The organism is Microbispora sp. NPDC049125, from assembly GCF_040802045.1.
In the GTDB taxonomy this organism is placed as follows: domain Bacteria; phylum Actinomycetota; class Actinomycetes; order Streptosporangiales; family Streptosporangiaceae; genus Microbispora.
Map to the genome: position 1 here is coordinate 240,142 of NZ_JBEZDW010000006.1, position 26,762 is coordinate 266,903.

Sequence of the window (26,762 nt, forward strand, 5' to 3'; positions counted from 1 at the left end):
TCGGTGGATCAGCGTCACCGCGATGGGCGTCGGCTCAGTGGTGTCGGCTCAGTGGTGTCGGCTCAGTGGTGTCGGATCAGTGGGCGTCGGCGAGCAGCTTCGCCACCCGGCTGACGCCTTCCGCCAGGTCGTCGTCGCCGAGGGCGTACGAGAGACGGAAGTAGCCGGGCGTGCCGAACGCCTCTCCGGGGACCAGCGCGACCTCGGCCTCCTCCAGGATGAGCTCGGCCAGCTCGGCCGACGTCTGCGGCCGCCGGCCGCCGATCTCCTTGCCCAGCAGCGCCTTGACCGAGGGGTAGACGTAGAACGCGCCCATCGGCTCGGGGCAGACGACGCCGGGGATGTCGTTGAGCATCCGGACCATCGTCTGCCTGCGGCGGTCGAACGCCGTGCGCATACGGGCGACCGCCGACAGGTCGCCGGAGACGGCGGCGAGGGCCGCGGCCTGCGCCACGTTCGAGACGTTCGAGGTGGCGTGCGACTGGAGGTTGGTGGCGGCCTTCACCACGTCGGCGGGGCCGATCAGCCAGCCCACCCGCCAGCCGGTCATCGCGTACGTCTTCGCGACGCCGTTGAGCACGACGACACGGTCGCGCAGCTCGGGGACGGCGGTGGCGATGCTGGAGAAGCGGGCGTCGCCGTACACGAGGTGCTCGTAGATCTCGTCGGTGACGACCCACAGGCCCTTGTCCAGCGCCCAGCGTCCGATCTCCTCGACCTGGGCGGGGGTGTACACCGCGCCGGTGGGGTTGGACGGCGAGACGAACAGGAGCACCTTGGTGCGGTCGGTCAGCTTCTCCTCGAGCTGCTCGACCGAGGCGAGGTAACCGGTGGTCTCGTCGGTCACGACGTCCACCTGGACGCCGCCCGCGAGCTTGATCGCCTCCGGATACGTCGTCCAGTACGGAGCGACGACCAAAACCTCGTCACCCGGGTCCAGCAGCGTGGCGAACGCCTCGTAGACCGCCTGCTTGCCGCCGTTGGTGACGAGCACCTGGGAGGCGGGGACCTCGAACCCGCTGTCTCGCAGCGTCTTCTCGGCGATCGCCTTCTTCAGCTCCGGCAGCCCCCCGGCGGGCGTGTACTTGTGGAACCGGGGGTTCCGGCAGGCCTCGACCGCCGCTTCGACGATGTAGTCGGGAGTCGGGAAGTCGGGCTCACCGGCGCCGAACCCGATGACCGGGCGACCGGCGGCCTTCATCGCCTTGGCCTTGGCGTCCACGGCCAGCGTCGCGGACTCGGAGATCGCGGAGATGCGCGCGGAGATGCGAGTTCGGGTCATGGCTCCATGGTTCCAGACGCGCCGAGCGGTTTCCTCTCCATATCCAGCATTCGGGTATCCGCGCACGGTACCTTTGAGCAGCACGCAGGCGGCACGGGATCGGCCTTCCGGCCGCGCGGGCCGTGTGGTTCGACGAAGTGGTCTTTCCCACGTACACTTCACCGACTAGTGGGCCACGCGAGCGACGCAGGGACTTGTCCATGCGTTTCTCGGGTATCGTGGTGCACGGCTTAGGGCACTAGCGCAATTGGTAGCGCACCGGTCTCCAAAACCGGCGGTTGGGGGTTCGAGTCCCTCGTGCCCTGCGGAGTGCGGTCCGCGCAACAATGGCGTGATAGCGCGCCGCAAACGCGACGGACACGACGGATCAGGTGAGGACTGTGGCGATCGACACCCGCGGCGAGACCGCTGGCAGGCCCGGCAGGCCGACCGGTGAGAAGAAGGCCAAGCGCACCTCTCCCGCACTCTTCTACCGGCAGGTCGTCGCCGAGCTGCGCAAGGTCATCTGGCCGCGGCGCAACGATCTGGTCAGTTACACGATGGTGGTCCTGGTCTTTGTTGTGATCATGGTCGGGATCGTGGCCGGACTGGACTTCCTGCTGACGAAGGGTGTGCTGGCGATCTTCGGCGGATCCTGATCCGGCCCGAGACGTCCGAGCACGTCAATTCAGCGATCGAAGAAGGAAGAGTCCCGTGTCCGAGTCCCCGATGCCGGTCGATGGCTCCCGCGATGAGCGGGAGAACGAGCTGGACGAGGCCGTAACAAAGGCCGAAGAGACCACGACCGCCGACTCGGATGGCGACGAGTTCGACGCCGACACGACTGAGTCCGATGAGTCCGATACGGCCGACCTCGACGCGCTCGAGCCCGACGTGCCGGAATCCGACGAGATCGATTCCGATGACCTCGACTCCGAAGACCCCGGGAACGCCGAGTCGGCCGGTTCCGAGACGGCGGAGGACACCCCGCTGGTCGACGAGGACGGCGACGTCCTCCCGGACGTGGACCCGGTCGAGGAGTTCAAGCGCCAGCTCCGCGGCCAGTACGGCGAGTGGTACGTCATCCACTCCTACGCCGGCTACGAGAACCGCGTGAAGCAGAACATCGAGAGCCGCATCGGCTCCCTCAACATGGAGGACTTCATCTTCCAGGTCGAGGTGCCGACCCACACGATCACGGAGTTCAAGGGCGGCAAGAAGACTCCGATCAAGGAGCGCGTGCTCCCCGGCTACGTGCTGGTGCGCATGGAGCTCAGCGACGAGTCGTGGGCCGCGGTCCGCAACACGCCCGGCGTGACCGGCTTCGTCGGTTTGTCGAACAAGCCGAGCCCGCTCAACCTCGACGAGGTCGCCAAGCTGCTCGCCCCCGAGCCTTCCGAGGAAGTCAAGAAGGCGACGAGCAAGGCGGCGGCGGCCACGGTGGACTTCGAGGTCGGCGAGTCCGTCACCGTCATGGACGGCCCGTTCGCCACGCTGCCCGCCACGGTCAGCGAGATCAGCGCCGAGTCGCAGAAGCTCAAGGTGCTCGTGTCGATCTTCGGCAGAGAGACCCCGGTCGAGCTGTCGTTCAACCAGGTCTCGAAGATCTGACCACCTCGCATAGACTCGATAGTCGTCCTCACGCGTACAGGGAGCCGGGGCCAGGCGCCGGCTCCCGACGTCTGTGAGGGATTTGTAGGGACAAGGACCCGGAGAAGGACAGATGCCTCCTAAGAAGAAAGTCGCGGCCCTGGTGAAGGTCCAGCTTCCCGCTGGACAGGCCACCCCCGCGCCGCCGGTCGGTACCGCACTCGGTCCGCACGGCGTCAACATCATGGAATTCGTCAAGCAGTACAACGCGGCGACGGAGGCTCAGCGGGGCAACATCATCCCCGTCGAGATCACCATCTTCGAAGACCGTTCGTTCACCTTCATCACGAAGACGCCGCCGGCGCCCGAGCTGATCAAGAAGGCGGCCGGTCTGCAGAAGGGCAGCGCGAACCCGCACAAGGACAAGGTGGGCAAGCTCACCCGCGACCAGCTGCGCCAGATCGCCGAGACCAAGATGCAGGACCTCAACGCCAACGACGTCGAGGCCGCCGAGAAGATCATCGCCGGCACCGCCCGCTCGATGGGCATCACGATCGCCGAGTAGTCCCGCGAGGGGCGCGGCCGGGTCCGGACCGACGAGCGCGGGAGCGAAGCGACCGAGCGCGACGAGGGAAGACACGGCATCGAAGCCGTCCCGAGCCGCCTCGCCGACGGCGGGGCGATCCGACACTGTGGCAGGGCCCGCGCTGGCCCGGACCACGAACTCCACGAGGAGCACGAAGTGAAGCGCAGCAAGAGCTGGAAGAACGCGTCGGCCGAGATCGACCGCGAGTCGCTGTACGCGCCGGTCGAGGGTGTGCGGCTGGCCAAGAAGACCGCCACCGCCAAGTTCGACGCCACCGTCGAGGTCGCCCTGCGTCTGGGTGTCGACCCCCGCAAGGCCGACCAGATGGTCCGTGGCACCGTCAACCTCCCGCACGGCACCGGCAAGACCGCCCGGGTCCTGGTCTTCGCGACCGGTGACCGTGCCGAGGAGGCCCGCGCCGCGGGCGCCGACATCGTCGGCTCGGACGACCTGATCGACGAGGTGTCCAAGGGCCGCCTGGACTTCGACGCCGTCGTCGCCACTCCGGACCTGATGGGCAAGGTCGGCCGCCTGGGCCGCGTCCTCGGCCCGCGTGGCCTCATGCCGAACCCGAAGACCGGCACCGTGACCCCGGCCGTCGGCAAGGCCGTCACGGAGATCAAGGGCGGCAAGATCGAGTTCCGGGTCGACCGGCACGCGAACCTGCACTTCATCATCGGCAAGGCGTCGTTCAACGAGCGTCAGCTCCTGGAGAACTACGCCGCCGCGCTCGACGAGGTGCTGCGTCTCAAGCCGTCGGCGGCCAAGGGCCGCTACCTCAAGAAGGTCACCTTCACCACGTCCATGGGCCCGGGCATCCCGGTCGACCCGAACGTGACGCGCGGGATCACCGCCGACCTCGAGGCCTGACGGCCGTACGGCGGTGAACCAGGCCGGGCGCGCCCGGCCTCGGAGACCATCCGGAAGCCCCTGCCCGCCCGGCAGGGGCTTCCGCCTTTTCCCGCCCGCTTGTACGGCTCCCGCCGGGTACGCCGAATGTGTGGATGTTGTGAAGCTCTGTGCATAGGTTGTGCGGGTTTCTCCTCAGGGAGCGCGCCCGAGGCGTTAGCCGCTTAGGGTCAAGGGCAGGTAATGGGGGACACGAAGGGGTGTAATGATGCGCAGACTATTGGTGGCCGCCGGGGCGGTGGCCGCGATAACGGTTGCCGGATGCGGGACGACCGCGGCTCCGTCGCTCGACAACGCCAAGCTTTCCGCCGCCGAGGTCCTTCAGCAGACCGCGCAGAAGGCTGACGAGGTCAACACCTACTCCGCCGATCTCGTCGTCAACGTCTCCAGCACCAAGGGCCAGGCGGGCGGCATCCAGGGCACGATGCTCTACCAGAAGACCCCGCAGCTGGCCACGGACATCACGCTCAACCAGGTCTCGTTCGGCGGCCAGAACCTGCCGGGCGGCGTGCGGGTGATCCTTCAGGGCGATGTCGCGTACGTGAAGTTCGACATGCTCAAGACCCTCCTGGGAACGACCAAGCCGTGGGTGAGGCTCGACCTCAAGCAGCTCGGCTCCTCGTCCGGGGTCAACGTCGAGCAGTATCTCGCGCAGGCCCAGCAGATCGACCTCAAGACCAGCGTGGCCCTGCTCACCGCGTCCAAGGACGTGAAGTCGGTCGGCACCGAGCAGGTCGGCGGCGTCGACACGACGCACTACGCGGGCACCTTCCCGGTCGACGAGGCGATCAAGCAGCTTCCCGAGGAGTCGCGGTCGCAGCTCCAGGGCCAGCTGGCCAGTGCCAAGGACGTCAAGTTCGACACGTGGATCGACGCCCAGGGACTGCCCCGCAAGGTCGAGCTGAACGGCGGGGCTCAGGAGGGCTCGTTCAAGGCCACCGCGCTGTTCAAGTCCTTCAACGAGCCGGTCACCATCGAGACGCCCGCCGCCGACCAGGTCGGCGAGCTGCCGAAGAGCGCCCTCACTCCCGGCGCCTGATTTGGTGTTCTAGGGATCGGCACGTATTCTGTCTCCTGCCGAAGACCGCCGGTCGCCGCCGGGCTCACAGCCCGGTGGCCGAAGGATCCGCTGAAACGGACGACCCGCGCAGGTGTGGAGACTGGGGACGTGTCACGTCATCCAAGCCCCGTGCGCCTGCGCCGGGGCTTGTTCGTTTTTCTCGGGGCCTCGCCGGCGGCACATCTGGAAGGAGGCCCATGGCGAAGGCGGAGAAGAGCGGTGCGATCGCCGAGCTCAAGAGTGAGTTCGAAGGATCCAGCGCCGCCGTTCTGACCGAGTACCGCGGTCTCACCGTCGCTCAGCTCAAGCAGCTGCGCGTCTCTCTCGGTGGGAATGCGAAGTTCGCCGTGGCGAAGAACACGCTGACCAAGATCGCGGCCAATGGCGCCGGGATCACCGTCCTGGACGACCTGCTCACCGGACCGACCGCGATCGCGTTCGTCAAGGGCGACGTCGTCGAGGCGGCCAAGGGTCTGCGTGACTTCGCCAAGGCCAATCCCCTCCTGGTGATCAAGGGTGGAGTCGTCGACGGCAAGTCGATGTCCCCGGCCGAGATCACCCAGCTTGCCGACCTTGAGTCCCGTGAGGTGCTCCTCGCGAAGCTGGCCGGTGCGTTGAAGGCCAAGCAGTCCCAGGCTGCCGCCACCTTCGCCGCGCTGCCCACGACCATGGCTCGACTGGCCGAGGCTCTGCGCGCCAAGCGCGAAGAGGCCGGCGAGTAGGTCCGCGCAGCGGACGGGGAAGCGCACACCGCGGTCCCTTTTCACGTTTTGCTCGATCCACTGGAGGAACACATCATGGCGAAGCTCAGCACCGACGAGCTGCTCGAGACCTTCAAGGAGATGACCCTCCTTGAGCTGTCCGACTTCGTGAAGGTCTTCGAGGAGACCTTCGACGTCAAGGCCGCGGCCCCCGTCGCGGTCGCCGCCGCGCCGGCGGGTGGCGGCGGCGCCGCCGCCGAGGAGGCCGAGGAGCAGGACGAGTTCGACGTCGTCCTCGAGGCCGCCGGCGAGAAGAAGATCCAGGTCATCAAGGAGATCCGCGCTCTGACGAGCCTGGGCCTCAAGGAGGCCAAGGACCTCGTGGACGGCGCTCCCAAGTCCGTCTTCGACGGCAAGGTCAACAAGGAGCAGGCCGAGAAGGCGAAGGCGGCCCTCGAGGGCGCCGGCGCCACCGTCACGGTCAAGTAACACGCTTCACCCGAGAGGGGCGGGTCCATCCAGGTGCCGGATGGTCCGCCCCTTTCGCGTTGATCAGGAAAGATCAGGCGAGCTTGTCCAGTGTGGCGAGGTCGTCACCCGACAGGACCAGATCGGCCGCCGCGATGTTCTCCTCCAGATGAGCCAGTGAGGACGTGCCGGGGATGGCCAGGGTGACCGGGGAGTGGCCGAGCAGCCAGGCGAGCGCCACCTGCGTCCGGGTCGCGCCGTACCGGGCGGCGATCTCGTCGAGCATGGCGAACTGCTCGGGGGAGGGGGCCATGCCGGGCGGAGCCTGCGACAGGTCCAGACCGGGGCGGAGCATCCCGGCGGCGAGCGGGAAGTAGGCGGCGAACGCGATACCGGCCTTCTCGCACACGGACAGCACGTCCGCGCTTGAGCGGTCGAACAGGTGCAGACGGTTCTGGACCGCGACCACGGGTGCGATCGCACGGGCCTCGGCCAACTGGTCGACCGTCACGCCGCTGAGCCCGAGGTGCCGGATCAGCCCGCGCCGTCGCAGGTCGGCCAGGGCTCCGAGGGACTCGGCGAAGGGCACGTCGCTGGGGAACAGCAGCCCGTCGCCGCCCACCCGCAGGTAAACAAGATCCAACCGGCTCCGGTTCAGCCGCACCAGGTTCTCCTCGACCTGGTCGCGCAGCCGCTTCGGCTCCGCCGCCGCCTCGAAGCCGTGCCACTCATCGCGGACCACGCCGACCTTGGTGGCGATGACCAGGTCGTCAGGGTAGGGGTGCAGGGCTTGTCTGATCAGGTCGTTGGCCACGTGCGGCCCGTAGAAGTCGCTGGTGTCGATGTGGGTGACGCCCAGCTCCACCGCCCGGCGCAGGACGGCCAGCGCTGCGGCGTGGTCGCGTGGCGGCCCCCAGACACCCGGCCCGGGCAGTTGCATCGTCCCGTAGCCGAGACGCCCCAAGGTGAGGTCGTCCGCGAGGTCGAGGACTCTGCCGGCGGGAACGGTCATTCATGCCTCCTCATATCGGCCGCGGGCTGGTCGCCGCGGCGGGTGAGGCGAGCCTGGATCGAGGCCGTGGTGATCGCGCCGTCCGGATCGCGGCCGAGCTTGTGCCGCCGTACGAGGTCGTGCACGCCCTGCCGGGTGATGCCGAGCATCGCGGCGGCGACGGAGACCGGAACCGCGGTCGCGGCCGGGTGTCCCGCACGCCGGGCGACGGCCCGGCCGAGTGGCGTGCCCCACCAGCTCGCCGGCGGGTCGAACGGCGTATCGCCCGGATAGAGCACGCTCACCAGACGAATCGCCAGGAAGGCGGCGGCCCGGTCGTCCTCGCCGAGCAGCACGTCCGCCCAGACGCGGCTCCTGACCTTCAGCAGTTCGCGCAGCCGCTCATCGGCGCCGGACAGCTCGTCCGGGTCGAACAGGATCTCCAGTGCGTCGAGCACCCTGCCGCCGACGATCCGGCGGAGGTCCTCGATCAAGGCATGCCGCTCGTCCATGCTCGCTCCTCCTACTTGACGCCAAGCATCAAGTACTTGTCACTTGCCGTCAAGTAGTGAGCGCGTTCTCGCGACTTTCAGCCGAGGCGGGCGGTCAGGCCGATGACGGCGGAAACTATGGGCAGGACAGGCCTGCTGATCTATGTTGCGGGGATGGGATCCGGCGACGGGCGACGTGACAAGGGGGGTGGTCGGGCCATGCGGCGCGCGCTGACCCCCGCCCTCGTCGTCCTGGTGGCGGTGCTGGCCCTGGTCACCTGGCGGGTGGAGCAGAGCCTCGCCGCGGCGCGAGCGGCGGCCGGCGACCGGGAGGCGGCCATGCGCGCCGCCTCCGGCCACGCCGTCAGCCTGATGTCGCTGAGCCACCGGACCGTGGACGACGACATGAGGCGGGTCCTGGCCACCTCCACCGGGCAGGAGCGCGCCGAGTACGCCAGGAACGAGGCGGACCTGAAGGCCGCGGCCCTGCGCACCAAGGTCGTGCAGACGGGCGTCCTGCGGGCCTCCGCGCTGGCGTCGTTCGACGCGGCCCGGCGTACGGCGGAGGTGCTCGTCATCGGGGACGCCGTGGTCCACTGGGAGGACGGCAAGAAGGCCGCGCCCGAGGAGCGCTTCTTCCGCTGGCGCATGCGGGTCACCGAGGTCTCGGGCCAGTGGCTCGTCGCCACGTCGGAGCGCGTGCAGTGAGACGGTTCCTGCGGGCGGTGGCGGCCCTCACGGCCGTCGTGCTGGCCTGGACCTCGATCTCCATGTTTTCCGCCCTGCGCCGCCTGCAGGACGGCGACACGGCCGCCGGCGAGGCTCTGACGGCCGCACGGTCGTACGCCGCGGACATGCTGTCGTACGACTACCGGACGATGGAGCAGGACTTCGCGCGGGCGCGAGGCCACGCCACCGGGCCGCTGGCCGAGCACTACCGCACGCTGGCCGCCACGCTCGGGCCGCAGGCCCGGCGGCTGCGGATCGTCCAGCAGGCCGTCGTGGCTGCCGCGGGGGTCGAGTCGGCCACCCCCGGCGAGGTCCGGGTGCTGCTCTTCGTGAACATGGTCAAGACCAGCACCGAGCCCGGCCAGGCGGTCGCGCGGCAGCAGGTCAGCGAGGGAAGGGCCCGGTTCGTCCTGGTCACACAGGGCGACGGCTGGCGGGTCTCGGGCCTGTCGTCCCTGCTCGGTGACACGCCCGCCCGCTGACCTCGACACTAAATTGTTAGCAAAGTCTATGTTTGCGCCGCGCCGTTTCGCGGCATACCGACGGCACGGCAACGTCGATGGAAGGTCAGCGTCGGGCTGAGCGCCGGGCCCCCGAGTGACAGAGCGTTACCTGGACCGGCTCCCGGGTAGGGACAGGGGACCAGCGGTTCGCGAGTCGCTCGAATGGGGAAAACCCAGCGTGAAGCCCGTCAGTTAGGCGAAATGTCGGCTCTCGGGCTTGACGTTTCGACGCGGACGGGTGATGCTGCCAGCAACGTGGAGCGTAGAGCGAGAGTGGACTGGACAGGTGTATGCCTATCGGCTACACTGCCCCTTTGCGCTGCCCTTTGACGACCGCTTCTCTCTGTAACATTGATGCCGGTCGTCTGGCGTGCGTGTAGTCAGTCCGCGAGCCCTCGGAAGGAACATCTGTTGGCAGCCTCGCGCAACGCCTCCGCCGTACCCGCCGGTCCCCGTACCGTCTCATTCGCACGTATCGAGGAGCCGCTCGAAGTTCCCGACCTTCTCGCCCTGCAAACCGAGTCCTTCGACTGGCTGGTGGGCAACGAGAGATGGAAGGCCCGGGTCGAGGCGGCTCGCCAGGCCGGGCGCAAGGACGTTCCTGCCCAGTCCGGTCTCGAGGAGATCTTCGAAGAGATCAGTCCCATCGAGGACTTCTCCGGGACCATGTCCCTGTCGTTCAGGGACCACCGCTTCGAGCCTCCCAAGCACTCCGTCGAGGAGTGCAAGGACAAGGACATGACCTACTCCGCGTCGCTGTTCGTGACGGCGGAGTTCATCAATAACACCACCGGTGAGATCAAGAGCCAGACGGTGTTCATGGGCGACTTCCCGCTCATGACGTCGAAGGGCACCTTCATCATCAACGGCACCGAGCGTGTCGTGGTGTCGCAGCTCGTGCGTTCGCCGGGCGTCTACTTCGACAGGTCCGTCGACAAGACCTCCGACAAGGACCTGTTCGGCTGCCGGGTGATCCCGTCCCGGGGCGCCTGGCTCGAGTTCGAGATCGACAAGCGTGACAGCGTCGGTGTGCGCATCGACCGTAAGCGCAAGCAGCCGGTCACCGTCCTGCTCAAGGCGCTCGGATGGACGAGCGACCAGATCCTGGAGCGGTTCGGCCAGTACGAGTCGATGCGGGCCACCCTGGAGAAGGACCACACGTCCGGCCAGGACGACGCCCTGCTGGACATCTACCGGAAGCTGCGGCCGGGCGAGCCGCCGACCAAGGAGTCGGCGCAGACCCTGCTGGAGAACCTGTACTTCAACCACAAGCGGTACGACCTCGCGAAGGTCGGACGCTACAAGTTGAACAAGAAGCTCGGGGTCGACTCCGAGATCACGCAGGGGACGCTCACCGAGGACGACATCGTCGCCACCATCGAGTACCTGGTCCGGCTGCACGCCGGCGAGGAATCCATGAGCGGTGTCGGCGGCCGGGACATCATCGTCGAGACCGACGACATCGACCACTTCGGCAACCGCCGTCTGCGCACGGTGGGCGAGCTCATCCAGAACCAGGTCCGCCTGGGTCTGGCCCGCATGGAGCGGGTCGTCCGCGAGCGCATGACCACGCAGGACGTCGAGGCGATCACGCCGCAGACGCTGATCAACGTCCGGCCGGTCACCGCGTCGATCCGGGAGTTCTTCGGCACCTCCCAGCTGTCGCAGTTCATGGACCAGACCAACCCGCTGGCCGGCCTGACGCACAAGCGGCGTCTGTCGGCTCTCGGCCCCGGTGGTCTGTCGCGTGAGCGCGCGGGCTTCGAGGTCCGGGACGTGCACCCCTCGCACTACGGCCGCATGTGCCCGATCGAGACGCCGGAAGGCCCGAACATCGGCCTCATCGGCTCGCTGTCCTCGTTCGGCCGGGTCAACTCGTTCGGCTTCGTGGAGACGCCGTACCGCCGCGTGATCGACGGGAAGGTGAGCGAGCAGATCGACTACCTGACCGCCGATGTGGAGGACCGGCACGTCGTGGCCCAGGCCAACACGGTCCTGAACCCCGACGGCAGCTTCGCCGAGGCCCGGGTGCTCGCCCGCCGCAAGGGCGGCGAGTTCGAGGCGGTCCACCCGTCCGAGGTCGACTACATGGACGTCTCTCCGCGCCAGATGGTGTCGGTGGCGACCGCCATGATCCCCTTCCTGGAGCACGACGACGCCAACCGCGCGCTCATGGGCTCCAACATGCAGCGCCAGTCGGTGCCCCTGCTGAAGAGCGAGGCCCCGCTGGTCGGCACCGGCATGGAGTACCGCGCGGCCACCGACGCCGGCGACGTCATCACCGCCGAGAAGGCGGGGGTGGTGGAGGAGGTCTCGGCCGACTACGTCACCGTGATGAACGACGACGGCACCCGGACCACCTACCGCGTGGCCAAGTTCAAGCGGTCGAACCAGGGCACCTGCTTCAACCAGAAGCCGATCGTGGCCGAGGGCGACCGCGTCGAGGTCAACCAGGTCGTCGCCGACGGTCCCTGCACCGACAACGGCGAGATGGCGCTCGGCAAGAACCTGCTCGTGGCGTTCATGCCGTGGGAGGGTCACAACTACGAAGACGCGATCATCCTGTCGCAGCGCCTGGTGCAGGACGACGTCCTGTCCTCGATCCACATCGAGGAGCACGAGGTCGACGCCCGTGACACCAAGCTGGGCCCCGAGGAGATCACGCGGGACATCCCGAACGTCTCCGAGGAGGTCCTGGCCGACCTCGACGAGCGCGGCATCATCCGGATCGGCGCCGACGTCGTCACCGGCGACATCCTCGTCGGCAAGGTCACGCCCAAGGGTGAGACCGAGCTGACCCCCGAGGAGCGCCTGCTCCGCGCGATCTTCGGTGAGAAGGCGCGCGAGGTGCGCGACACCTCGCTGAAGGTGCCGCACGGCGAGTCGGGCAAGGTCATCGGCGTCCGCGTGTTCAGCCGCGAGGAGGGCGACGAGCTTCCCCCCGGCGTGAACGAGCTGGTCCGCGTCTACGTGGCACAGAAGCGCAAGATCACCGACGGCGACAAGCTCGCCGGCCGCCACGGCAACAAGGGCGTCATCTCCAAGATCCTCCCTGTGGAGGACATGCCGTTCCTCGAGGACGGCACGCCGGTCGACATCGTCTTGAACCCCCTGGGTGTTCCCGGGCGAATGAACGTCGGCCAGGTCCTGGAGACACACCTGGGGTGGATCGCCGCCCGCGGGTGGGACGTCACCGGCCTCGACGAGCAGTGGGCCGAGCGCCTGAGGGACAAGGGCCTGGGCACCGTCCAGCCCTTCACCAAGGTCGCGACCCCGGTGTTCGACGGCGCGCGCGAGGAGGAGATCGTCGGCCTGCTGGACAGCACCCTGGTGAACAGGGACGGCGTCCGCATGGTGGGTGAGAACGGAAAGGCGCGGCTGTTCGACGGCCGTTCCGGCGAGCCGTTCCCGCACCCGATCTCGGTCGGCTACATCTACATCCTCAAGCTGCTCCACCTGGTCGACGACAAGATCCACGCTCGCTCGACCGGTCCGTACTCCATGATCACCCAGCAGCCGCTCGGCGGTAAGGCCCAGTTCGGCGGCCAGCGCTTCGGTGAGATGGAGGTCTGGGCCCTGGAGGCCTACGGCGCGGCGTACGCGCTGCAGGAGCTGCTGACGATCAAGTCCGACGACGTGCTGGGTCGCGTGAAGGTCTACGAGGCCATCGTCAAGGGCGAGAACATCCCTGAGGCGGGCATTCCCGAGTCCTTCAAGGTCCTCATCAAGGAGATGCAGTCGCTCTGCCTGAACGTCGAAGTTCTGTCGAGCGACGGCATGTCGATCGAGATGAGAGATACCGACGAGGACGTGTTCCGTGCCGCGGAGGAGCTCGGCATCGACCTGTCCCGGCGTCCCCACGAGGGCGCGATGACCGTCGACGAGGTCTGATTCAAAAGGGGATTATCTAGTGCTCGACGTCAACTTCTTCGACGAGCTGCGCATCGGCCTCGCGACCGCTGATGACATCCGCCAGTGGTCGCACGGCGAGGTCAAGAAGCCGGAGACCATCAACTACCGGACCCTCAAGCCGGAGAAGGACGGGCTCTTCTGCGAGAAGATCTTCGGCCCCACCCGGGACTGGGAGTGCTACTGCGGTAAGTACAAGCGGGTCCGCTTCAAGGGCATCATCTGCGAGCGCTGCGGCGTGGAGGTCACGCGCGCCAAGGTGCGGCGCGAGCGGATGGGCCACATCGAGCTGGCCGCTCCCGTCACGCACATCTGGTACTTCAAGGGCGTCCCGTCGCGCCTGGGGTACCTGCTCGACCTCGCCCCGAAGGACCTCGAGAAGGTCATCTACTTCGCGGCGTACATGATCACGCATGTCGACAACGAGATGCGTGACCGCGACCTGCCGTCGCTGGAGGCGAAGATCTCCGTCGAGCGGCAGCACGTCGAGCAGCGCCGGGACGCCGACATCGAGGCCCGGCAGAAGAAGCTCGAGGCCGACCTGGCCGAGCTGGAGGCCGCCGGCGCCAAGGGCGACCAGCGGCGCAAGGTGCGGGAGGGCGCCGACCGCGAGATGCGGCAGCTGCGTGACCGCGCCCAGCGTGAGCTGGACCGGCTGGAGGAGGTCTGGAGCCGCTTCAAGAACCTCAAGGTCCAAGACCTCGAGGGCGACGAGCTGCTCTACCGTGAGATGCGCGACCGGTTCGGCCGCTACTTCCGCGGCGGCATGGGCGCCCAGGCGATCCAGGAGCGGCTGAACAGCTTCGACCTGGACGCCGAGGCGGAGAACCTGCGCGAGACCATCCGCAGCGGCAAGGGCCAGAAGAAGGCCCGTGCCCTCAAGCGGCTCAAGGTCGTGGCGGCGTTCCTCAACACGCGGAACTCGCCGAGCGGCATGGTGCTCGACTGCATCCCGGTCATCCCGCCGGACCTGCGCCCCATGGTGCAGCTCGACGGTGGCCGGTTCGCGACCTCCGACCTGAACGACCTGTACCGCAGGGTCATCAACCGGAACAACCGCCTCAAGCGTCTGCTCGACCTCGGCGCGCCCGAGATCATCGTGAACAACGAGAAGCGGATGCTCCAGGAGGCCGTCGACGCGCTGTTCGACAACGGCCGCCGCGGCCGCCCGGTCACGGGCCCCGGCAACCGTCCGCTCAAGTCCCTGAGCGACATGCTCAAGGGCAAGCAGGGCCGGTTCCGGCAGAACCTGCTGGGCAAGCGCGTCGACTACTCCGGCCGTTCGGTCATCGTCGTCGGCCCGCAGCTCAAGCTGCACCAGTGCGGCCTGCCCAAGCAGATGGCGCTGGAGCTGTTCAAGCCGTTCGTGATGAAGCGCCTGGTCGACCTCAACCACGCGCAGAACATCAAGTCCGCCAAGCGGATGGTCGAGCGGTCCAAGCCGGTCGTGTGGGACGTGCTCGAAGAGGTCATCACCGAGCACCCGGTGCTGCTCAACCGCGCGCCGACCCTGCACCGTCTGGGCATCCAGGCCTTCGAGCCGCAGCTGGTCGAGGGTAAGGCCATCCAGATCCACCCGCTCGTCTGCACCGCGTTCAACGCGGACTTCGACGGCGACCAGATGGCGGTGCACCTGCCGCTGTCGGCCGAGGCCCAGGCCGAGGCGCGGATCCTGATGCTGTCCACCAACAACATCCTCAAGCCGGCGGACGGCAAGCCGGTGACGATGCCCACCCAGGACATGGTCATCGGTCTGTACTGGCTGACCACTCACAAGGAGGAGGGCGCCGGCGAGGGCCGGGTCTTCACCTCCGTGTCGGAGGCCCTCATGGCCCACGACCGGCACGAGCTGGACATCCAGGCCAAGATCCAGGTCCGCCTCAAGGACGTCCCGCCGCCCCGCGGCTGGGAGGGCCCGGAGGGCTGGGAGCCCGGTGAGCCGATCCGGCTGGAGACCACGCTCGGCCGGTGCCTGTTCAACCAGACGCTGCCGGACAACTACCCCTTCGTGAACTACCAGGTCGGCAAGAAGCAGCTCTCGGCGATCGTCAACGAGCTGGCCGAGACGTACCCGAAGGTGGACGTCGCCAACGCGCTGGACTCGCTGAAGGACGCCGGCTTCTACTGGGCGACCCGCGCCGGTGTCACGATCTCCATCGAGGACGTCGTGGCCCCGCCGAACAAGGCCTCCATCATGGAGTCGTACGAGAAGCGGGCCGACAAGGTCCAGCGCGAGTACGACCGCGGTCTGATCACCGACGAGGAGCGCCGCCAGGAGCTCATCGAGATCTGGACCCACGCGACGGCGGACGTCGAGACCGACATGGTCAACGCGTTCCCGGCGACGAACCCGGTCTGGATGATGGTCAACTCCGGCGCCCGAGGCAACAAGATGCAGGTCCGGCAGATCGCCGGCATCCGCGGCCTGGTGTCCAACACCAAGGGCGAGACGATCCCGCGTCCGATCAAGTCCTCCTTCCGTGAGGGCCTGTCGGTGCTGGAGTACTTCATCTCGACCCACGGCCAGCGGAAGGGTCTGGCGGACACCGCTCTGCGGACCGCCGACTCCGGCTACCTGACCCGTCGTCTGGTCGACGTGGCACAGGACGTCATCGTCCGCGAGATCGACTGCGAGACCGACCGTGCGGTCCCGCTGCACGTCGGCGAGCGCGACGCGCAGGGCAACCTGGTCAAGGCCGAGAACGCCGAGAGCAACGTGCACGGCCGGATCCTCGCCGAGGACGTCGAGGTGGACGGCAAGCTGGTCGCCTCGGCGGGCACCGACATCAACGACCTCGTGGTCACGGCACTGGTCAACGCCGGTGTGGAGACGGTCAGGACCCGCAGCACCCTGGTGTGCGAGGCCAAGATCGGTGTCTGCGCCACCTGCTACGGCCGTTCGCTCGCGACCGGCAAGCTCGTGGACGTCGGCGAGGCCGTCGGCATCATCGCGGCCCAGTCGATCGGCGAGCCCGGCACCCAGCTGACCATGCGTACCTTCCACACCGGTGGTGTGGCCGGTGCGGACATCACCCATGGTCTGCCGCGTGTCCAGGAGCTGTTCGAGGCGCGCATCCCCAAGGGTGTCGCCCCGATCAGCGAGGCGGCCGGCCGCGTGCGGATCGACGAGACGGACAAGACGCGCAAGATCGTGGTCACCCCGGACGACGGCTCGGAAGAGGTCGCCTACCCGGTGTCGATGCGGTCGCGTCTGCTCGTCTCGGAGGGCCAGCGCGTCGAGGTGGGCCAGCTCCTGATCGCCGGTGCCCGCAACCCGAACGAGGTCCTGCGCATCCTCGGCCCCCGGGCCGTGCAGCTCCACCTGGTGGAGGAGGTGCAGCAGGTCTACCGCTCGCAGGGTGTGTCGATCCACGACAAGCACATCGAGGTCATCGTCCGGCAGATGCTCAAGCGCGTGAACGTGCTGGAGTCCGGCGACACCGAGCTGCTGCCCGGCGAGCTGGTGGAGCGTCCGCGCTTCGAGGCGATGAACCGCCAGACCAAGGCGGAAGGCGGCCAGCCGGCCTCCGGACGTCCGGTCCTGATGGGCATCACCAAGGCGTCGCTGGCCACCGAGTCGTGGCTGTCGGCGGCGTCCTTCCAGGAGACGACGCGAGTCCTCACCGACGCGGCGATCCACGCCAAGTCGGACTCGCTGCTAGGCCTCAAGGAGAACGTCATCATCGGTAAGCTCATCCCGGCCGGTACGGGCATGCCCCAGTACCGCAACATCCGGGTCGAGCCGACCGAGGAGGCCAAGGCCGCGATGTACACGGTCGGCGGCTACGACGGCTCCGCGTCGGACTACACCTTCGGCTCGGGCAGCGGCGAGGCCGTCCCGCTGGAGGAGTACGACTTCGGCCAGTACGGCCGCTGAGTCTCACCCGCTGAGTTTCACCGCACCACGAACGCCCGGAGCGCAAGCTCCGGGCGTTTTGGTTTTGTGTCGTCTTCACCGAGTACGGCGCTCAGCGGTCACGCGAGAGGCGCGGCCGTGTCTGGACTGAGGAACGCCCGGAGCGAGGAACGAGCGAGGACGTGACGAGGGCGGTGCATCTTCGCGCGCCTCCGGCACGACCACGAGGGCCTCAACGGCGCCTCGAGCCGCGTGAGCGGAGCGAGCGCGATCGAAGACGGGTACACTTCTTCCGAGCCCTTTGCGGCCTGCCGCCCGAGCAGGTCGCGGGACACCATGGGACGGACACGACGACCCCCGGGCGACCGTCGTTTTGACGAGTCGCGTAAGGCTGGGTAGTCTTTTCCTTCGTGCCCATGGGTTCATGGGTTCGCATGCGTGCGCTCGAGAGCCGCCTTCCCGGTGTGGAAGACCGGTGGGGCGCCGCGTGACCTCTCCAGATCGACCGGGTCCGCCCGGGTGTGGTACGGCAAGGCCGCGACACGCCCGACCGCGTGGGTCGAAGGAGAAGGATAACCAGCAGGTCATGACACCGGCAGCACCTGCGAAAGCATGAACTGGGAGAAGCGGGAGACCGCTTCGGCCAGACACCTACGTATCACCGGCTAGGCACGAAACGGAGACGCGGTGCCCACCATTCAGCAGTTGGTCCGTAAGGGCCGGCAGGACAAGGTCAGTAAGACCAAGACTCCTGCCCTCAAGGGGAGCCCGCAGCGGCGCGGCGTTTGCACCCGCGTCTACACGACGACCCCCAAGAAGCCCAACTCCGCTCTGCGCAAGGTGGCCCGTGTTCGGCTCACCAACGGCATCGAGGTCACGGCGTACATCCCCGGGGTGGGGCACAACCTTCAGGAGCACTCGATGGTGCTCGTGCGCGGCGGTCGTGTGAAGGACCTGCCGGGTGTTCGCTACAAGATCATCCGTGGTTCGCTGGACACTCAGGCCGTCCGCAACCGCAAGCAGGCTCGCAGCCGCTACGGCGCCAAGAAGGAGAAGAGCTGACATGCCGCGCAAGGGTTCCCCTGGCCGCCGCCAGCTGATCGCTGACCCGGTGCACAACTCGCCGCTGGTCACCGCTCTGATCAACAAGGTCCTCCTGGACGGCAAGCGCTCCCTGGCGCAGTCGATCGTCTACGGCGCCCTCGAGGGCTGCAAGGACAAGACCGGCAACGACCCGGTCGTCACCCTCAAGCGGGCGCTCGACAACGTCAAGCCCACCCTCGAGGTGCGCAGCCGCCGTGTCGGTGGCGCCACCTACCAGGTGCCGGTCGAGGTGCGCGCGGCGCGCAGCACCACGCTGGCCCTGCGCTGGATCGTCCAGTACTCGCGCGCGCGCCGTGAGAAGACCATGACCGAGCGGCTGATGAACGAGCTGCTCGACGCGAGCAACGGCCTCGGCGCCAGCGTGAAGCGGCGTGAGGACACGCACAAGATGGCCGAGTCCAACAAGGCCTTCGCCCACTACCGCTGGTAGTCGGCACCGACGACGAGTTAAGGACGCGAAGAAGTGGCCACGACGACCGCTCTTGACCTGGCCAAGGTCCGCAACATCGGGATTATCGCCCATATCGATGCGGGCAAGACCACGACGACCGAGCGCATCCTGTTCTACACCGGTATCAACTACAAGATCGGTGAGGTCCACGACGGCGCTGCCACGATGGACTGGATGGAGCAGGAGCAGGAGCGCGGCATCACGATCACGTCCGCCGCGACGACCTGCGAGTGGGACGGTCACACGATCAACATCATCGACACCCCGGGTCACGTCGACTTCACCATCGAGGTCGAGCGCAACCTTCGTGTCCTTGACGGTGCGGTCACCGTGTTCGACGGCGTCGCGGGCGTGGAGCCCCAGTCCGAGACCGTGTGGCGTCAGGCCGACCGCTACGACGTGCCGCGCATCTGCTTCGTCAACAAGATGGACCGGGTCGGCGCGGAGTTCCACCGCTGCGTCGACATGATGATCAACCGCCTGGGTGCCACCCCGGCGGTCATCCAGCTCCCCTGGGGCGTTGAGTCCGACTTCAAGGGCGTCATCGACCTGGTGCGGATGAAGGGTCTGATCTGGCCCATCGAGGCGGCCAAGGGCGAGATGTACGACATCGTCGACATCCCGGCCGACCACGCCGAAGCGGCTCGCGAGTGGCGCGACAGGCTGGTCGAGACCATCTCCGAGAACGACGACGAGCTGATGGAGCTCTTCCTCGAGGGCGTCGAGCCCACCGAGGAGCAGCTGGTCGCGGCCATCCGCCGCGCGACGCTGAAGAGCGCCGTCAACCCGGTCCTGTGCGGCACGGCGTTCAAGAACAAGGGCGTGCAGCCCCTGCTCGACGCCGTCGTGGCCTACCTTCCCGCGCCCATCGACATCCCGGCCTTCAAGGGCCACGCCGTCGGGCACGAGGACCAGATCGTCGAGCGCCACGCGGACCCGAACGAGCCGTTCTCCGCGCTGGCGTTCAAGATCATGAGCGACCCGCACCTGGGCAAGCTGACCTACCTTCGCATCTACTCGGGCTCGCTCGAGACCGGCACCAGTGTCATCAACTCGGTGAAGGGCAAGAAGGAGCGGATCGGCAAGATCTACCAGATGCACGCCAACAAGCGTGCGGAGCTCCCCACGTCCTCCGCCGGCGCGATCGTCGCCGTGATGGGCCTGAAGGACACCACCACGGGTGACACGCTCTGCGACCCGAGCCACCCGGTCGTCCTGGAGTCGATGACGTTCCCGGCGCCGGTCATCAGCGTCGCGATCGAGCCGAAGACCAAGGGCGACCAGGAGAAGCTGTCCACCGCGATCCAGCGGCTGGCCGAGGAGGACCCGTCCTTCCAGGTCCGCCGGGACGAGGAGACCGGGCAGACGGTCATCTGGGGCATGGGCGAGCTCCACCTGGAGATCATCGTCGACCGGATGCGCCGCGAGTTCAAGGTCGAGGCGAACATCGGCCGTCCCCAGGTCGCGTACCGGGAGACCATCCGCCGCAAGGTGGAGAAGGTCGACTACACGCACAAGAAGCAGACCGGTGGCTCCGGCCAGTTCGCCAAGGTCCTCATCGACCTTGAGCCGCTGGGCGTGGGCAACGACGGGTACGAGTTCCAGAACAAGGTCTCTGGTGGCCGTATCCCGCGTGAGTACATCCCGTCGGTCGACGCGGGTGCCCAGGAGGCCGCCGAGTTCGGCGTCCTCGCCGGCTACCCGATGGTCGGGGTCAAGGTCACCCTGCAGGACGGCGCCTTCCACGAGGTCGACTCGTCCGAAATGGCCTTCAAGATCGCCGGGTCGATGGCCTTCAAGGAGGCCGCACGCAGGGCTGACCCGGTGCTCCTCGAGCCGATGATGGCCGTTGAGGTCGTCACGCCCGAGGACTACATGGGTGATGTCATCGGTGACCTGAACGGTCGTCGCGGGCAGATCCAGGCGATGGACGAGCGGGCAGGCGCCCGTGTCATCACCGCGCTCGTGCCGCTCTCTGAGATGTTCGGCTACGTGGGTGACCTGCGTAGCAAGACGCAGGGACGGGCGAGCTACAGCATGCAGTTCGACTCCTACGCGGAGGTGCCTCCGGGCATCGCCAAGGAAATCGTCGCGAAGGCGCGGGGCGAATAGTCCTGCTCCGTTCCGGTGGGGCCCCGACGGAGATCGTCGGCGCCCGTGCCGGAGGGGCTCGGGGCGAACAGTCCCGCTCGCCGTACGGCGTGGCGCTCGGCAGAGCGCCACGTCTGACGGAGCCTGAGTTGGAAGACGCAAGTCAAGTCAGAATCTCTAAGGAGAAAGACCAGTGGCCAAGGCCAAGTTCGAGCGGAACAAGCCGCACGTGAACATCGGCACCATTGGGCACATCGACCACGGCAAGACCACTCTGACCGCGGCGATTACCAAGGTGCTTCACGACCGTTTCCCGCAGCTCAACGAGGCGACCCCGTTCGACAAGATCGACAAGGCGCCCGAGGAGAAGGCGCGTGGAATCACCATCTCCATCGCGCACGTCGAGTACCAGACCGAGAAGCGCCACTACGCCCACGTGGACTGCCCCGGTCACGCCGACTACGTCAAGAACATGATCACCGGTGCGGCGCAGATGGACGGCGCCATCCTGGTGGTCGCGGCGACCGACGGCCCCATGCCCCAGACGAAGGAGCACGTCCTCCTGGCCCGCCAGGTCGGCGTCCCCTACATCGTCGTGGCCCTGAACAAGGCCGACATGGTGGACGACGAGGAGATCCTGGAGCTCGTCGAGCTCGAGGTCCGCGAGCTGCTGTCCGCTCAGGAGTTCCCGGGCGACGACCTGCCGGTCGTGCGCGTCTCGGCGCTCAAGGCGCTCGAGGGCGACGAGAAGTGGGCCGACTCGATCATCGAGCTCATGAACGCCGTGGACGAGAACGTCCCCGAGCCCGTTCGTGACACCGACAAGCCGTTCCTCATGCCGATTGAGGACGTGTTCTCGATCACCGGTCGCGGCACCGTGGTGACCGGCCGTATCGAGCGCGGCATCGTCAAGGTCAACGAGACCGTCGACATCATCGGCATCAAGGAGAAGAGCACCACGACCACCGTCACCGGTGTCGAGATGTTCCGCAAGCTCCTCGACGAGGGCCAGGCCGGTGACAACGTCGGTCTGCTCCTGCGTGGCATCAAGCGCGAGGAGGTCGAGCGCGGCCAGTGCATCATCAAGCCGGGCACGACCACTCCGCACACCGAGTTCGAGGCGCAGGTCTACATCCTGTCGAAGGACGAGGGTGGCCGCCACACGCCGTTCTTCAACAACTACCGTCCTCAGTTCTACTTCCGTACGACTGACGTGACGGGCGTGGTGACCCTCCCCGAGGGCACCGAGATGGTCATGCCGGGTGACAACACGGAGATGTCCGTGCAGCTCATCCAGCCGATCGCGATGGAGGAGGGCCTCAAGTTCGCTATCCGCGAGGGAGGCCGCACCGTCGGCGCCGGCCGTGTGACCAAGATCATCAAGTAGCACCACCGCGGGGCGGCGGCCAGGCCCGGACACGGGCCTGACCGCCGCGCCACACGGGGCCGGAGACGACCCCCCACGGACGACGAAACCGTGATCTCGCAGTGCTTTCGGCCGCGTGCGACCGAAATTACTGCCAGATCACGGAACGCCGGGCAGGCTCCGGAGCGTCGGTCCCGTGGAACGACCAGCGGCAATGGGCCGCACGATGCTTTATAGGACGACAGCGAAGGACACCGAGGCCATTATGGCGGGACAGAAGATCCGCATCCGGCTTAAGGCGTATGACCACGAGGTCATCGACAGCTCGGCCAAGAAGATCGTCGAGACGGTGACGCGGACCGGTGCCAAGGTCGCTGGCCCGGTGCCGCTGCCGACCGAGAAGAACGTGTACTGCGTGATCCGGTCGCCGCACAAGTACAAGGACAGCCGCGAGCACTTTGAGATGCGCACCCACAAGCGGCTGATTGACATCATCGACCCGACGCCCAAGACCGTCGACTCGCTCATGCGTCTCGACCTTCCCGCGGGCGTCGACATCTCGATCAAGCTTTAAGGAACGCACTGACATGGCTAAGCAGATCAAGGGCGTCCTGGGCAAGAAGCTCGGCATGACCCAGGTCTTCGACGAGGCGAACCGGGTGGTCCCGGTCACCGTCGTCGAGGCCGGTCCGTGCGTGGTGACCCGGGTCCGCACTCCTGACAGAGACGGCTACTCCGCCATCCAGATCGGTTACGGGCAGATCGACCCTCGCAAGGTCAACAAGCCCCTGGGTGACTACCTGCGCAAGCACGACATCACGCCGCGCCGGTACTTCACCGAGCTCCGCACCGACGACGCCTCCGAGTACGCCCTGGGCCAGGAGATCCTGGCCGACACCTTCGAGGCCGGGCAGTACATCGACGTCACCGGCAAGAGCAAGGGCAAGGGCTTCGCGGGTGTCATGAAGCGCCACAACTTCCGTGGTCTGGGCGCCTCGCACGGCACGCAGCGCAAGCACCGTTCGCCGGGCTCCATCGGCGGCTGCGCGACCCCCGGGCGCGTCTTCAAGGGCCTGCGCATGGCCGGCCGGATGGGCAACGTCCGGACGACCGTCCAGAGCCTGAAGGTCCACGCCGTGGACGCCGAGAAGGGCCTCATCCTGATCAAGGGTGCGATCCCCGGCGCCAACGGCAGCCTGGTCCTCCTCCGCACCGCCGCCAAGAAGGGGGTCGCGAAGTGACCACCACCATCGACGTCCTTGACGCCACCGGCGCCAAGACGGGGACCGTCGACCTGCCGGAGACCGTGTTCGGCACCAAGGTCAACATCCCGCTGATCCACCAGGTCGTCATCGCGCAGCTCGCCGCCCGCCGGCAGGGCACCCACGCGACGAAGACCCGTGGCCAGGTCTCCGGCGGCGGCAAGAAGCCGTACCGCCAGAAGGGCACCGGCCGGGCCCGCCAGGGCTCGACCCGCGCCCCGCAGTTCGCCGGCGGTGGCACCGTCCACGGCCCGCAGCCGCGCAACTACGAGCAGCGCACGCCCAAGAAGATGAAGGCGGCGGCGCTTCGCGGCGCCCTGTCCGACCGGGCCGGCGGCGGCCGCGTCCACGTGGTGAGCGGTCTGGTCGCCGGCGAGACGCCGAAGACCAAGGCTGCCCTCGAGGCGCTCCGCAAGATCACCGCGGCTCGCAGCGTGCTGGTCGTGGTCGACGAGACCGACGAGCTCACGTGGCTGAGCCTGCGCAACGCGCCCGACGTGCACCTGGTGGACGCCGGTCAGCTGAACACCTACGACGTGCTGTGCTACGACGACGTGGTCTTCACCCGTGAGGCCTACGACCAGGTCGTGACGCGACTCGCGAGCAGCGGGAAGGAAGAGGCCTGATGCAGAAGATCGCCGACCCGCGCGACATCATCCTCAAGCCGATCGTCTCCGAGAAGAGCTACGGCCTGATCGATGAGCACAACAAGTACACGTTCTTGGTGCGCAAGGGTTCCAACAAGACGCAGGTGAAGATCGCCGTAGAGCAGATCTTCGGTGTCAAGGTGACCAGTGTGAACACCATCAACCGGCAGGGCAAGCGCAAGCGGACGCGGCATGGCTACGGCCAGCGCCCGGCCACCAAGCGCGCGATCGTGAGTCTCGCCGAGGGCGAGCGGATCGACATCTTCGGCCAGATCGGCTGACCGCCTGCCGTACGCGGGGACGGGGGCCCCTCGCCAGCGAGGGACTCGCCCCACCAGTCAGCGCCGGGGGGACCGCCGAGAGGCGGACCCCGACCGGCACGAACCGACAAAGGATGAACGAAAGAGATGGGCATCCGAAAGTACAAGCCGACGACTCCGGGTCGTCGCGGCGCGAGCGTCTCGGACTTCGCCGAGATCACGCGCAGCACTCCGGAGAAGTCGCTGCTTGCTCCCCTGCACAGCAAGGGCGGCCGTAACGTCCATGGCCGGGTGACCGCCCGGCACCAGGGAGGCGGGCACAAGCGCGCCTACCGCATCATCGACTTCCGCCGCCACGACAAGGACGGGATCCCCGCCAAGGTCGCTCACATCGAGTACGACCCCAACCGGACCTCCCGTATCGCGCTGCTGCACTACGCCGACGGCGAGAAGAGGTACATCCTCGCTCCCACCGGCCTCAAGCAGGGAGACCGTGTCGAGAACGGCCCCGCGGCCGACATCAAGCCGGGCAACTGCCTGCCGCTGCGCAACATCCCGACCGGTACCTTCATCCACGCGGTGGAGCTCCGTCCGGGTGGGGGCGCCAAGCTCGGCCGCAGCGCCGGCGCGCAGATCCAGCTGCTGGCCAAGGAGGGCACCTACGCCACGCTGCGTATGCCGTCCGGGGAAATGCGCCAGGTCGACGTCCGCTGCCGCGCCTCCGTGGGCCAGGTGGGCAATGCCGAGCAGGCGAACATCAACATCGGCAAGGCGGGCCGGAACCGGTGGAAGGGCAAGCGCCCCACCGTCCGCGGTGTCGCCATGAACCCGGTCGACCACCCGCACGGCGGTGGTGAGGGCAAGACCTCCGGTGGTCGCCACCCGGTGAACCCGAAGGGCAAGCCCGAGGGCCGCACCAGGCAGCCGAACAAGCCCAGCGACCGGCTGATCATCCGTCGGCGGAGCAAGAGGAAGAAGCGGTAGGAGCAGCCGATATGCCACGTAGTCTTAAGAAAGGTCCCTTCGTAGACGATCACCTTCAGAAGAAGGTGGACGCTCAGAACGACAAGGGCACCAAGAACGTCATCAAGACGTGGTCGCGGCGCTCCATGATCGTGCCGGACATGATCGGTCACACGATCGCCGTGCACGACGGCCGCAAGCACGTTCCGGTGTTCGTCACCGAGGCGATGATCGGTCACAAGCTGGGAGAGTTCGCCCCCACGCGGACGTTCCGCAGCCACGTCAAGGAAGACCGCCGCAGCCGGCGGTAAGCGCCTTCAAAGCAAGCATCAGAGGAGACAGCGATGGAAGCCAGGGCACAGGCGCGGTTCGCGCGCCACACGCCCCGGAAGGCCCGCCGTGTGGTGGACCTCATTCGCGGGCTGCCCGCTTCGGAGGCGCAGGCCGTGCTGCAGTTCGCTCCCCAGTCGGCGAGCGAGACCGTCTACAAGGTGCTCTCGAGCGCGATCGCGAACGCGGAGCACAATTTCAAGCTCGATCCGAACACGCTGGTCGTGAGCCGCGCATGGGTGGACGAGGGTCCGACCCTGAAGCGGTTCCGCCCGCGTGCCCAGGGTCGCGCCTATCGGATCAACAAGCGGACGAGCCACATCACCGTGATCGTGGAGTCCCGCGAGCCGAAGGGAAGGACCCGCTAGTGGGCCAGAAGGTTAACCCGCACGGGTTCCGCCTCGGCATCACGACCGACTTCAAGAGCCGGTGGTACGCCGACAAGCTCTACAAGTCGTACGTCGCCGAAGACGTGGCGATCCGCCGCATGCTGCAGAAGGGCATGGAGCGGGCCGGCATCTCCAAGGTCGAGATCGAGCGTACGACGGACCGCGTGCAGGTAGACATCCACACCGCCCGGCCGGGCATCGTCATCGGCCGCCGCGGCGCCGAGGCCGACCGCATCCGCGGCGACCTCGAGAAGCTGACCAAGAAGCAGGTCCAGCTGAACATCCTCGAGGTGAAGAACCCCGAGATCGACGCGCAGCTCGTCGCGCAGGGCGTGGCCGAGCAGCTGTCCAGCCGCGTCTCGTTCCGCCGGGCCATGCGTAAGGCCATGCAGTCCGCCATGAAGAGCGGCGCCAAGGGCATCCGGGTGCAGTGCTCCGGCCGTCTCGGCGGCGCGGAGATGTCGCGCTCGGAGTTCTACCGCGAGGGCCGCGTGCCCCTGCACACGCTCCGCGCCGACATCGACTACGGCATCTACGAGGCCCGCACCACCTTCGGCCGCATCGGTGTGAAGGTGTGGATCTACAAGGGCGAGGCCCCGACCAGCCGTCAGGAGCGCGAGGCCGCCGCGGCCGGCGCCCGTGCGGGCCAGCGTCGCGAGCGGGACGACCGTCGTAGCGGTCCTCCCGGTGGCGGCGACCGTCCCCGTCGCGGTGGCGGCGGCGAGCGTCCCCGTCGTGGTGGCGGAGCCGCGGGCCGTACCGACCGCGCACCCAGAACAGAGGCCGCCACGCAGGCTGCCCCCGAGACCGGCCCGGCGGAGCAGCCGGGTGCTGAAGGGAGCTGA

26 protein-coding genes and 1 tRNA gene are annotated in these 26,762 nt (G+C 67.6%); 24 read left to right on the plus strand and 3 right to left on the minus strand.

Going from position 1 to position 26,762, the window contains the following annotated elements; all coding sequences use genetic code 11:
* Positions 1-76: 76 nt before the first annotated feature.
* Positions 77-1,282, minus strand: coding sequence for a pyridoxal phosphate-dependent aminotransferase (locus AB0B72_RS10285; RefSeq protein ID WP_367738292.1), 1,206 nt, complete (start codon positions 1,280-1,282; stop codon positions 77-79).
* A gap of 232 nt (positions 1,283-1,514) precedes the next feature.
* Here AB0B72_RS10285 and AB0B72_RS10290 point away from each other — a divergent pair.
* The 8 genes from AB0B72_RS10290 (at position 1,515) to rplL (ending at position 6,596) form a co-directional block, all read left to right on the plus strand.
* A tRNA-Trp gene (locus AB0B72_RS10290) sits at positions 1,515-1,587 on the plus strand.
* Positions 1,588-1,662: 75 nt separating this feature from the next.
* Positions 1,663-1,920: a preprotein translocase subunit SecE gene (secE, locus tag AB0B72_RS10295; protein WP_367738293.1), complete on the plus strand. Its 258-nt coding sequence runs from the start codon at positions 1,663-1,665 to the stop codon at positions 1,918-1,920.
* A 55-nt stretch (positions 1,921-1,975) separates the two neighbouring features.
* Positions 1,976-2,872 (plus strand): transcription termination/antitermination protein NusG, encoded by an 897-nt coding sequence (nusG, locus tag AB0B72_RS10300; RefSeq protein WP_367738294.1) that lies wholly within the window; start codon positions 1,976-1,978, stop codon positions 2,870-2,872.
* Positions 2,873-2,984: 112 nt separating this feature from the next.
* On the plus strand, positions 2,985-3,416 hold the full coding sequence (rplK, locus tag AB0B72_RS10305) for a 50S ribosomal protein L11 (protein ID WP_367738295.1): 432 nt from the start codon (positions 2,985-2,987) through the stop codon (positions 3,414-3,416).
* 177 nt (positions 3,417-3,593) lie between these two features.
* The gene (gene rplA / locus AB0B72_RS10310; RefSeq protein ID WP_367738296.1) at positions 3,594-4,307 is read left to right on the plus strand and encodes a 50S ribosomal protein L1; all 714 of its coding nucleotides are present in this window, start codon (positions 3,594-3,596) and stop codon (positions 4,305-4,307) included.
* A 244-nt stretch (positions 4,308-4,551) separates the two neighbouring features.
* Complete coding sequence (locus AB0B72_RS10315; protein ID WP_367738297.1) at positions 4,552-5,385, plus strand: LppX_LprAFG lipoprotein; 834 nt, start codon at positions 4,552-4,554, stop codon at positions 5,383-5,385.
* Positions 5,386-5,603: 218 nt separating this feature from the next.
* Positions 5,604-6,128 (plus strand): 50S ribosomal protein L10, encoded by a 525-nt coding sequence (gene rplJ, locus AB0B72_RS10320; RefSeq protein WP_367738298.1) that lies wholly within the window; start codon positions 5,604-5,606, stop codon positions 6,126-6,128.
* Between the two features lie 75 nt (positions 6,129-6,203).
* Positions 6,204-6,596, plus strand: a complete 393-nt coding sequence (rplL, locus tag AB0B72_RS10325; protein WP_367738299.1) for a 50S ribosomal protein L7/L12 — start codon at positions 6,204-6,206, stop codon at positions 6,594-6,596.
* A gap of 73 nt (positions 6,597-6,669) precedes the next feature.
* On the opposite strand, the gene AB0B72_RS10330 is transcribed toward rplL, so the two are convergent.
* Complete coding sequence (locus AB0B72_RS10330; RefSeq protein ID WP_367738300.1) at positions 6,670-7,587, minus strand: aldo/keto reductase; 918 nt, start codon at positions 7,585-7,587, stop codon at positions 6,670-6,672.
* Entirely contained in the window at positions 7,584-8,078 is a 495-nt protein-coding gene (locus AB0B72_RS10335; RefSeq protein ID WP_367738301.1) for a hypothetical protein, read from the minus strand. The genes AB0B72_RS10330 and AB0B72_RS10335 overlap by 4 nt, the downstream gene beginning before the upstream one ends.
* Positions 8,079-8,276: 198 nt before the next feature.
* On the opposite strand from AB0B72_RS10335, the gene AB0B72_RS10340 reads away from it, so the two are divergent.
* The 16 genes from AB0B72_RS10340 to rpsC all read left to right on the plus strand — a co-directional run bounded on the left by AB0B72_RS10340 (position 8,277) and on the right by rpsC (position 26,762).
* Positions 8,277-8,765, plus strand: coding sequence for a hypothetical protein (locus AB0B72_RS10340; RefSeq protein ID WP_367738302.1), 489 nt, complete (start codon positions 8,277-8,279; stop codon positions 8,763-8,765).
* Positions 8,762-9,268, plus strand: coding sequence for a hypothetical protein (locus AB0B72_RS10345; protein WP_367738303.1), 507 nt, complete (start codon positions 8,762-8,764; stop codon positions 9,266-9,268). Before AB0B72_RS10340 ends, AB0B72_RS10345 begins: the two co-directional genes overlap by 4 nt.
* Positions 9,269-9,700: 432 nt before the next feature.
* Positions 9,701-13,180, plus strand: coding sequence for a DNA-directed RNA polymerase subunit beta (gene rpoB, locus AB0B72_RS10350; protein ID WP_367738304.1), 3,480 nt, complete (start codon positions 9,701-9,703; stop codon positions 13,178-13,180).
* A gap of 19 nt (positions 13,181-13,199) precedes the next feature.
* Positions 13,200-17,075: a DNA-directed RNA polymerase subunit beta' gene (locus AB0B72_RS10355; protein ID WP_367738305.1), complete on the plus strand. Its 3,876-nt coding sequence runs from the start codon at positions 13,200-13,202 to the stop codon at positions 17,073-17,075.
* 666 nt (positions 17,076-17,741) lie between these two features.
* Positions 17,742-18,116 (plus strand): 30S ribosomal protein S12, encoded by a 375-nt coding sequence (rpsL, locus tag AB0B72_RS10360; protein ID WP_030508316.1) that lies wholly within the window; start codon positions 17,742-17,744, stop codon positions 18,114-18,116.
* Between the two features lies 1 nt (position 18,117).
* Entirely contained in the window at positions 18,118-18,588 is a 471-nt protein-coding gene (gene rpsG, locus AB0B72_RS10365; protein ID WP_367738306.1) for a 30S ribosomal protein S7, read from the plus strand.
* 33 nt (positions 18,589-18,621) lie between these two features.
* Positions 18,622-20,721: an elongation factor G gene (fusA, locus tag AB0B72_RS10370; protein WP_367738307.1), complete on the plus strand. Its 2,100-nt coding sequence runs from the start codon at positions 18,622-18,624 to the stop codon at positions 20,719-20,721.
* A gap of 172 nt (positions 20,722-20,893) precedes the next feature.
* Positions 20,894-22,087, plus strand: coding sequence for an elongation factor Tu (gene tuf / locus AB0B72_RS10375; protein WP_367738308.1), 1,194 nt, complete (start codon positions 20,894-20,896; stop codon positions 22,085-22,087).
* A gap of 244 nt (positions 22,088-22,331) precedes the next feature.
* Positions 22,332-22,640: a 30S ribosomal protein S10 gene (gene rpsJ, locus AB0B72_RS10380; RefSeq protein ID WP_012887830.1), complete on the plus strand. Its 309-nt coding sequence runs from the start codon at positions 22,332-22,334 to the stop codon at positions 22,638-22,640.
* Positions 22,641-22,653: 13 nt separating this feature from the next.
* Positions 22,654-23,307, plus strand: a complete 654-nt coding sequence (rplC, locus tag AB0B72_RS10385; RefSeq protein ID WP_367738309.1) for a 50S ribosomal protein L3 — start codon at positions 22,654-22,656, stop codon at positions 23,305-23,307.
* Positions 23,304-23,954, plus strand: a complete 651-nt coding sequence (gene rplD / locus AB0B72_RS10390) for a 50S ribosomal protein L4 (RefSeq protein ID WP_367738310.1) — start codon at positions 23,304-23,306, stop codon at positions 23,952-23,954. Before rplC ends, rplD begins: the two co-directional genes overlap by 4 nt.
* Positions 23,954-24,256, plus strand: coding sequence for a 50S ribosomal protein L23 (rplW, locus tag AB0B72_RS10395; RefSeq protein ID WP_367738311.1), 303 nt, complete (start codon positions 23,954-23,956; stop codon positions 24,254-24,256). Before rplD ends, rplW begins: the two co-directional genes overlap by 1 nt.
* 126 nt (positions 24,257-24,382) lie before the next feature.
* The gene (gene rplB / locus AB0B72_RS10400) at positions 24,383-25,219 is read left to right on the plus strand and encodes a 50S ribosomal protein L2 (protein WP_367738312.1); all 837 of its coding nucleotides are present in this window, start codon (positions 24,383-24,385) and stop codon (positions 25,217-25,219) included.
* Positions 25,220-25,230: 11 nt separating this feature from the next.
* The gene (rpsS, locus tag AB0B72_RS10405) at positions 25,231-25,509 is read left to right on the plus strand and encodes a 30S ribosomal protein S19 (protein WP_367738313.1); all 279 of its coding nucleotides are present in this window, start codon (positions 25,231-25,233) and stop codon (positions 25,507-25,509) included.
* Positions 25,510-25,542: 33 nt separating this feature from the next.
* Entirely contained in the window at positions 25,543-25,896 is a 354-nt protein-coding gene (gene rplV, locus AB0B72_RS10410) for a 50S ribosomal protein L22 (protein ID WP_367738314.1), read from the plus strand.
* Entirely contained in the window at positions 25,896-26,762 is an 867-nt protein-coding gene (gene rpsC / locus AB0B72_RS10415; protein ID WP_367738315.1) for a 30S ribosomal protein S3, read from the plus strand. The genes rplV and rpsC overlap by 1 nt, the downstream gene beginning before the upstream one ends.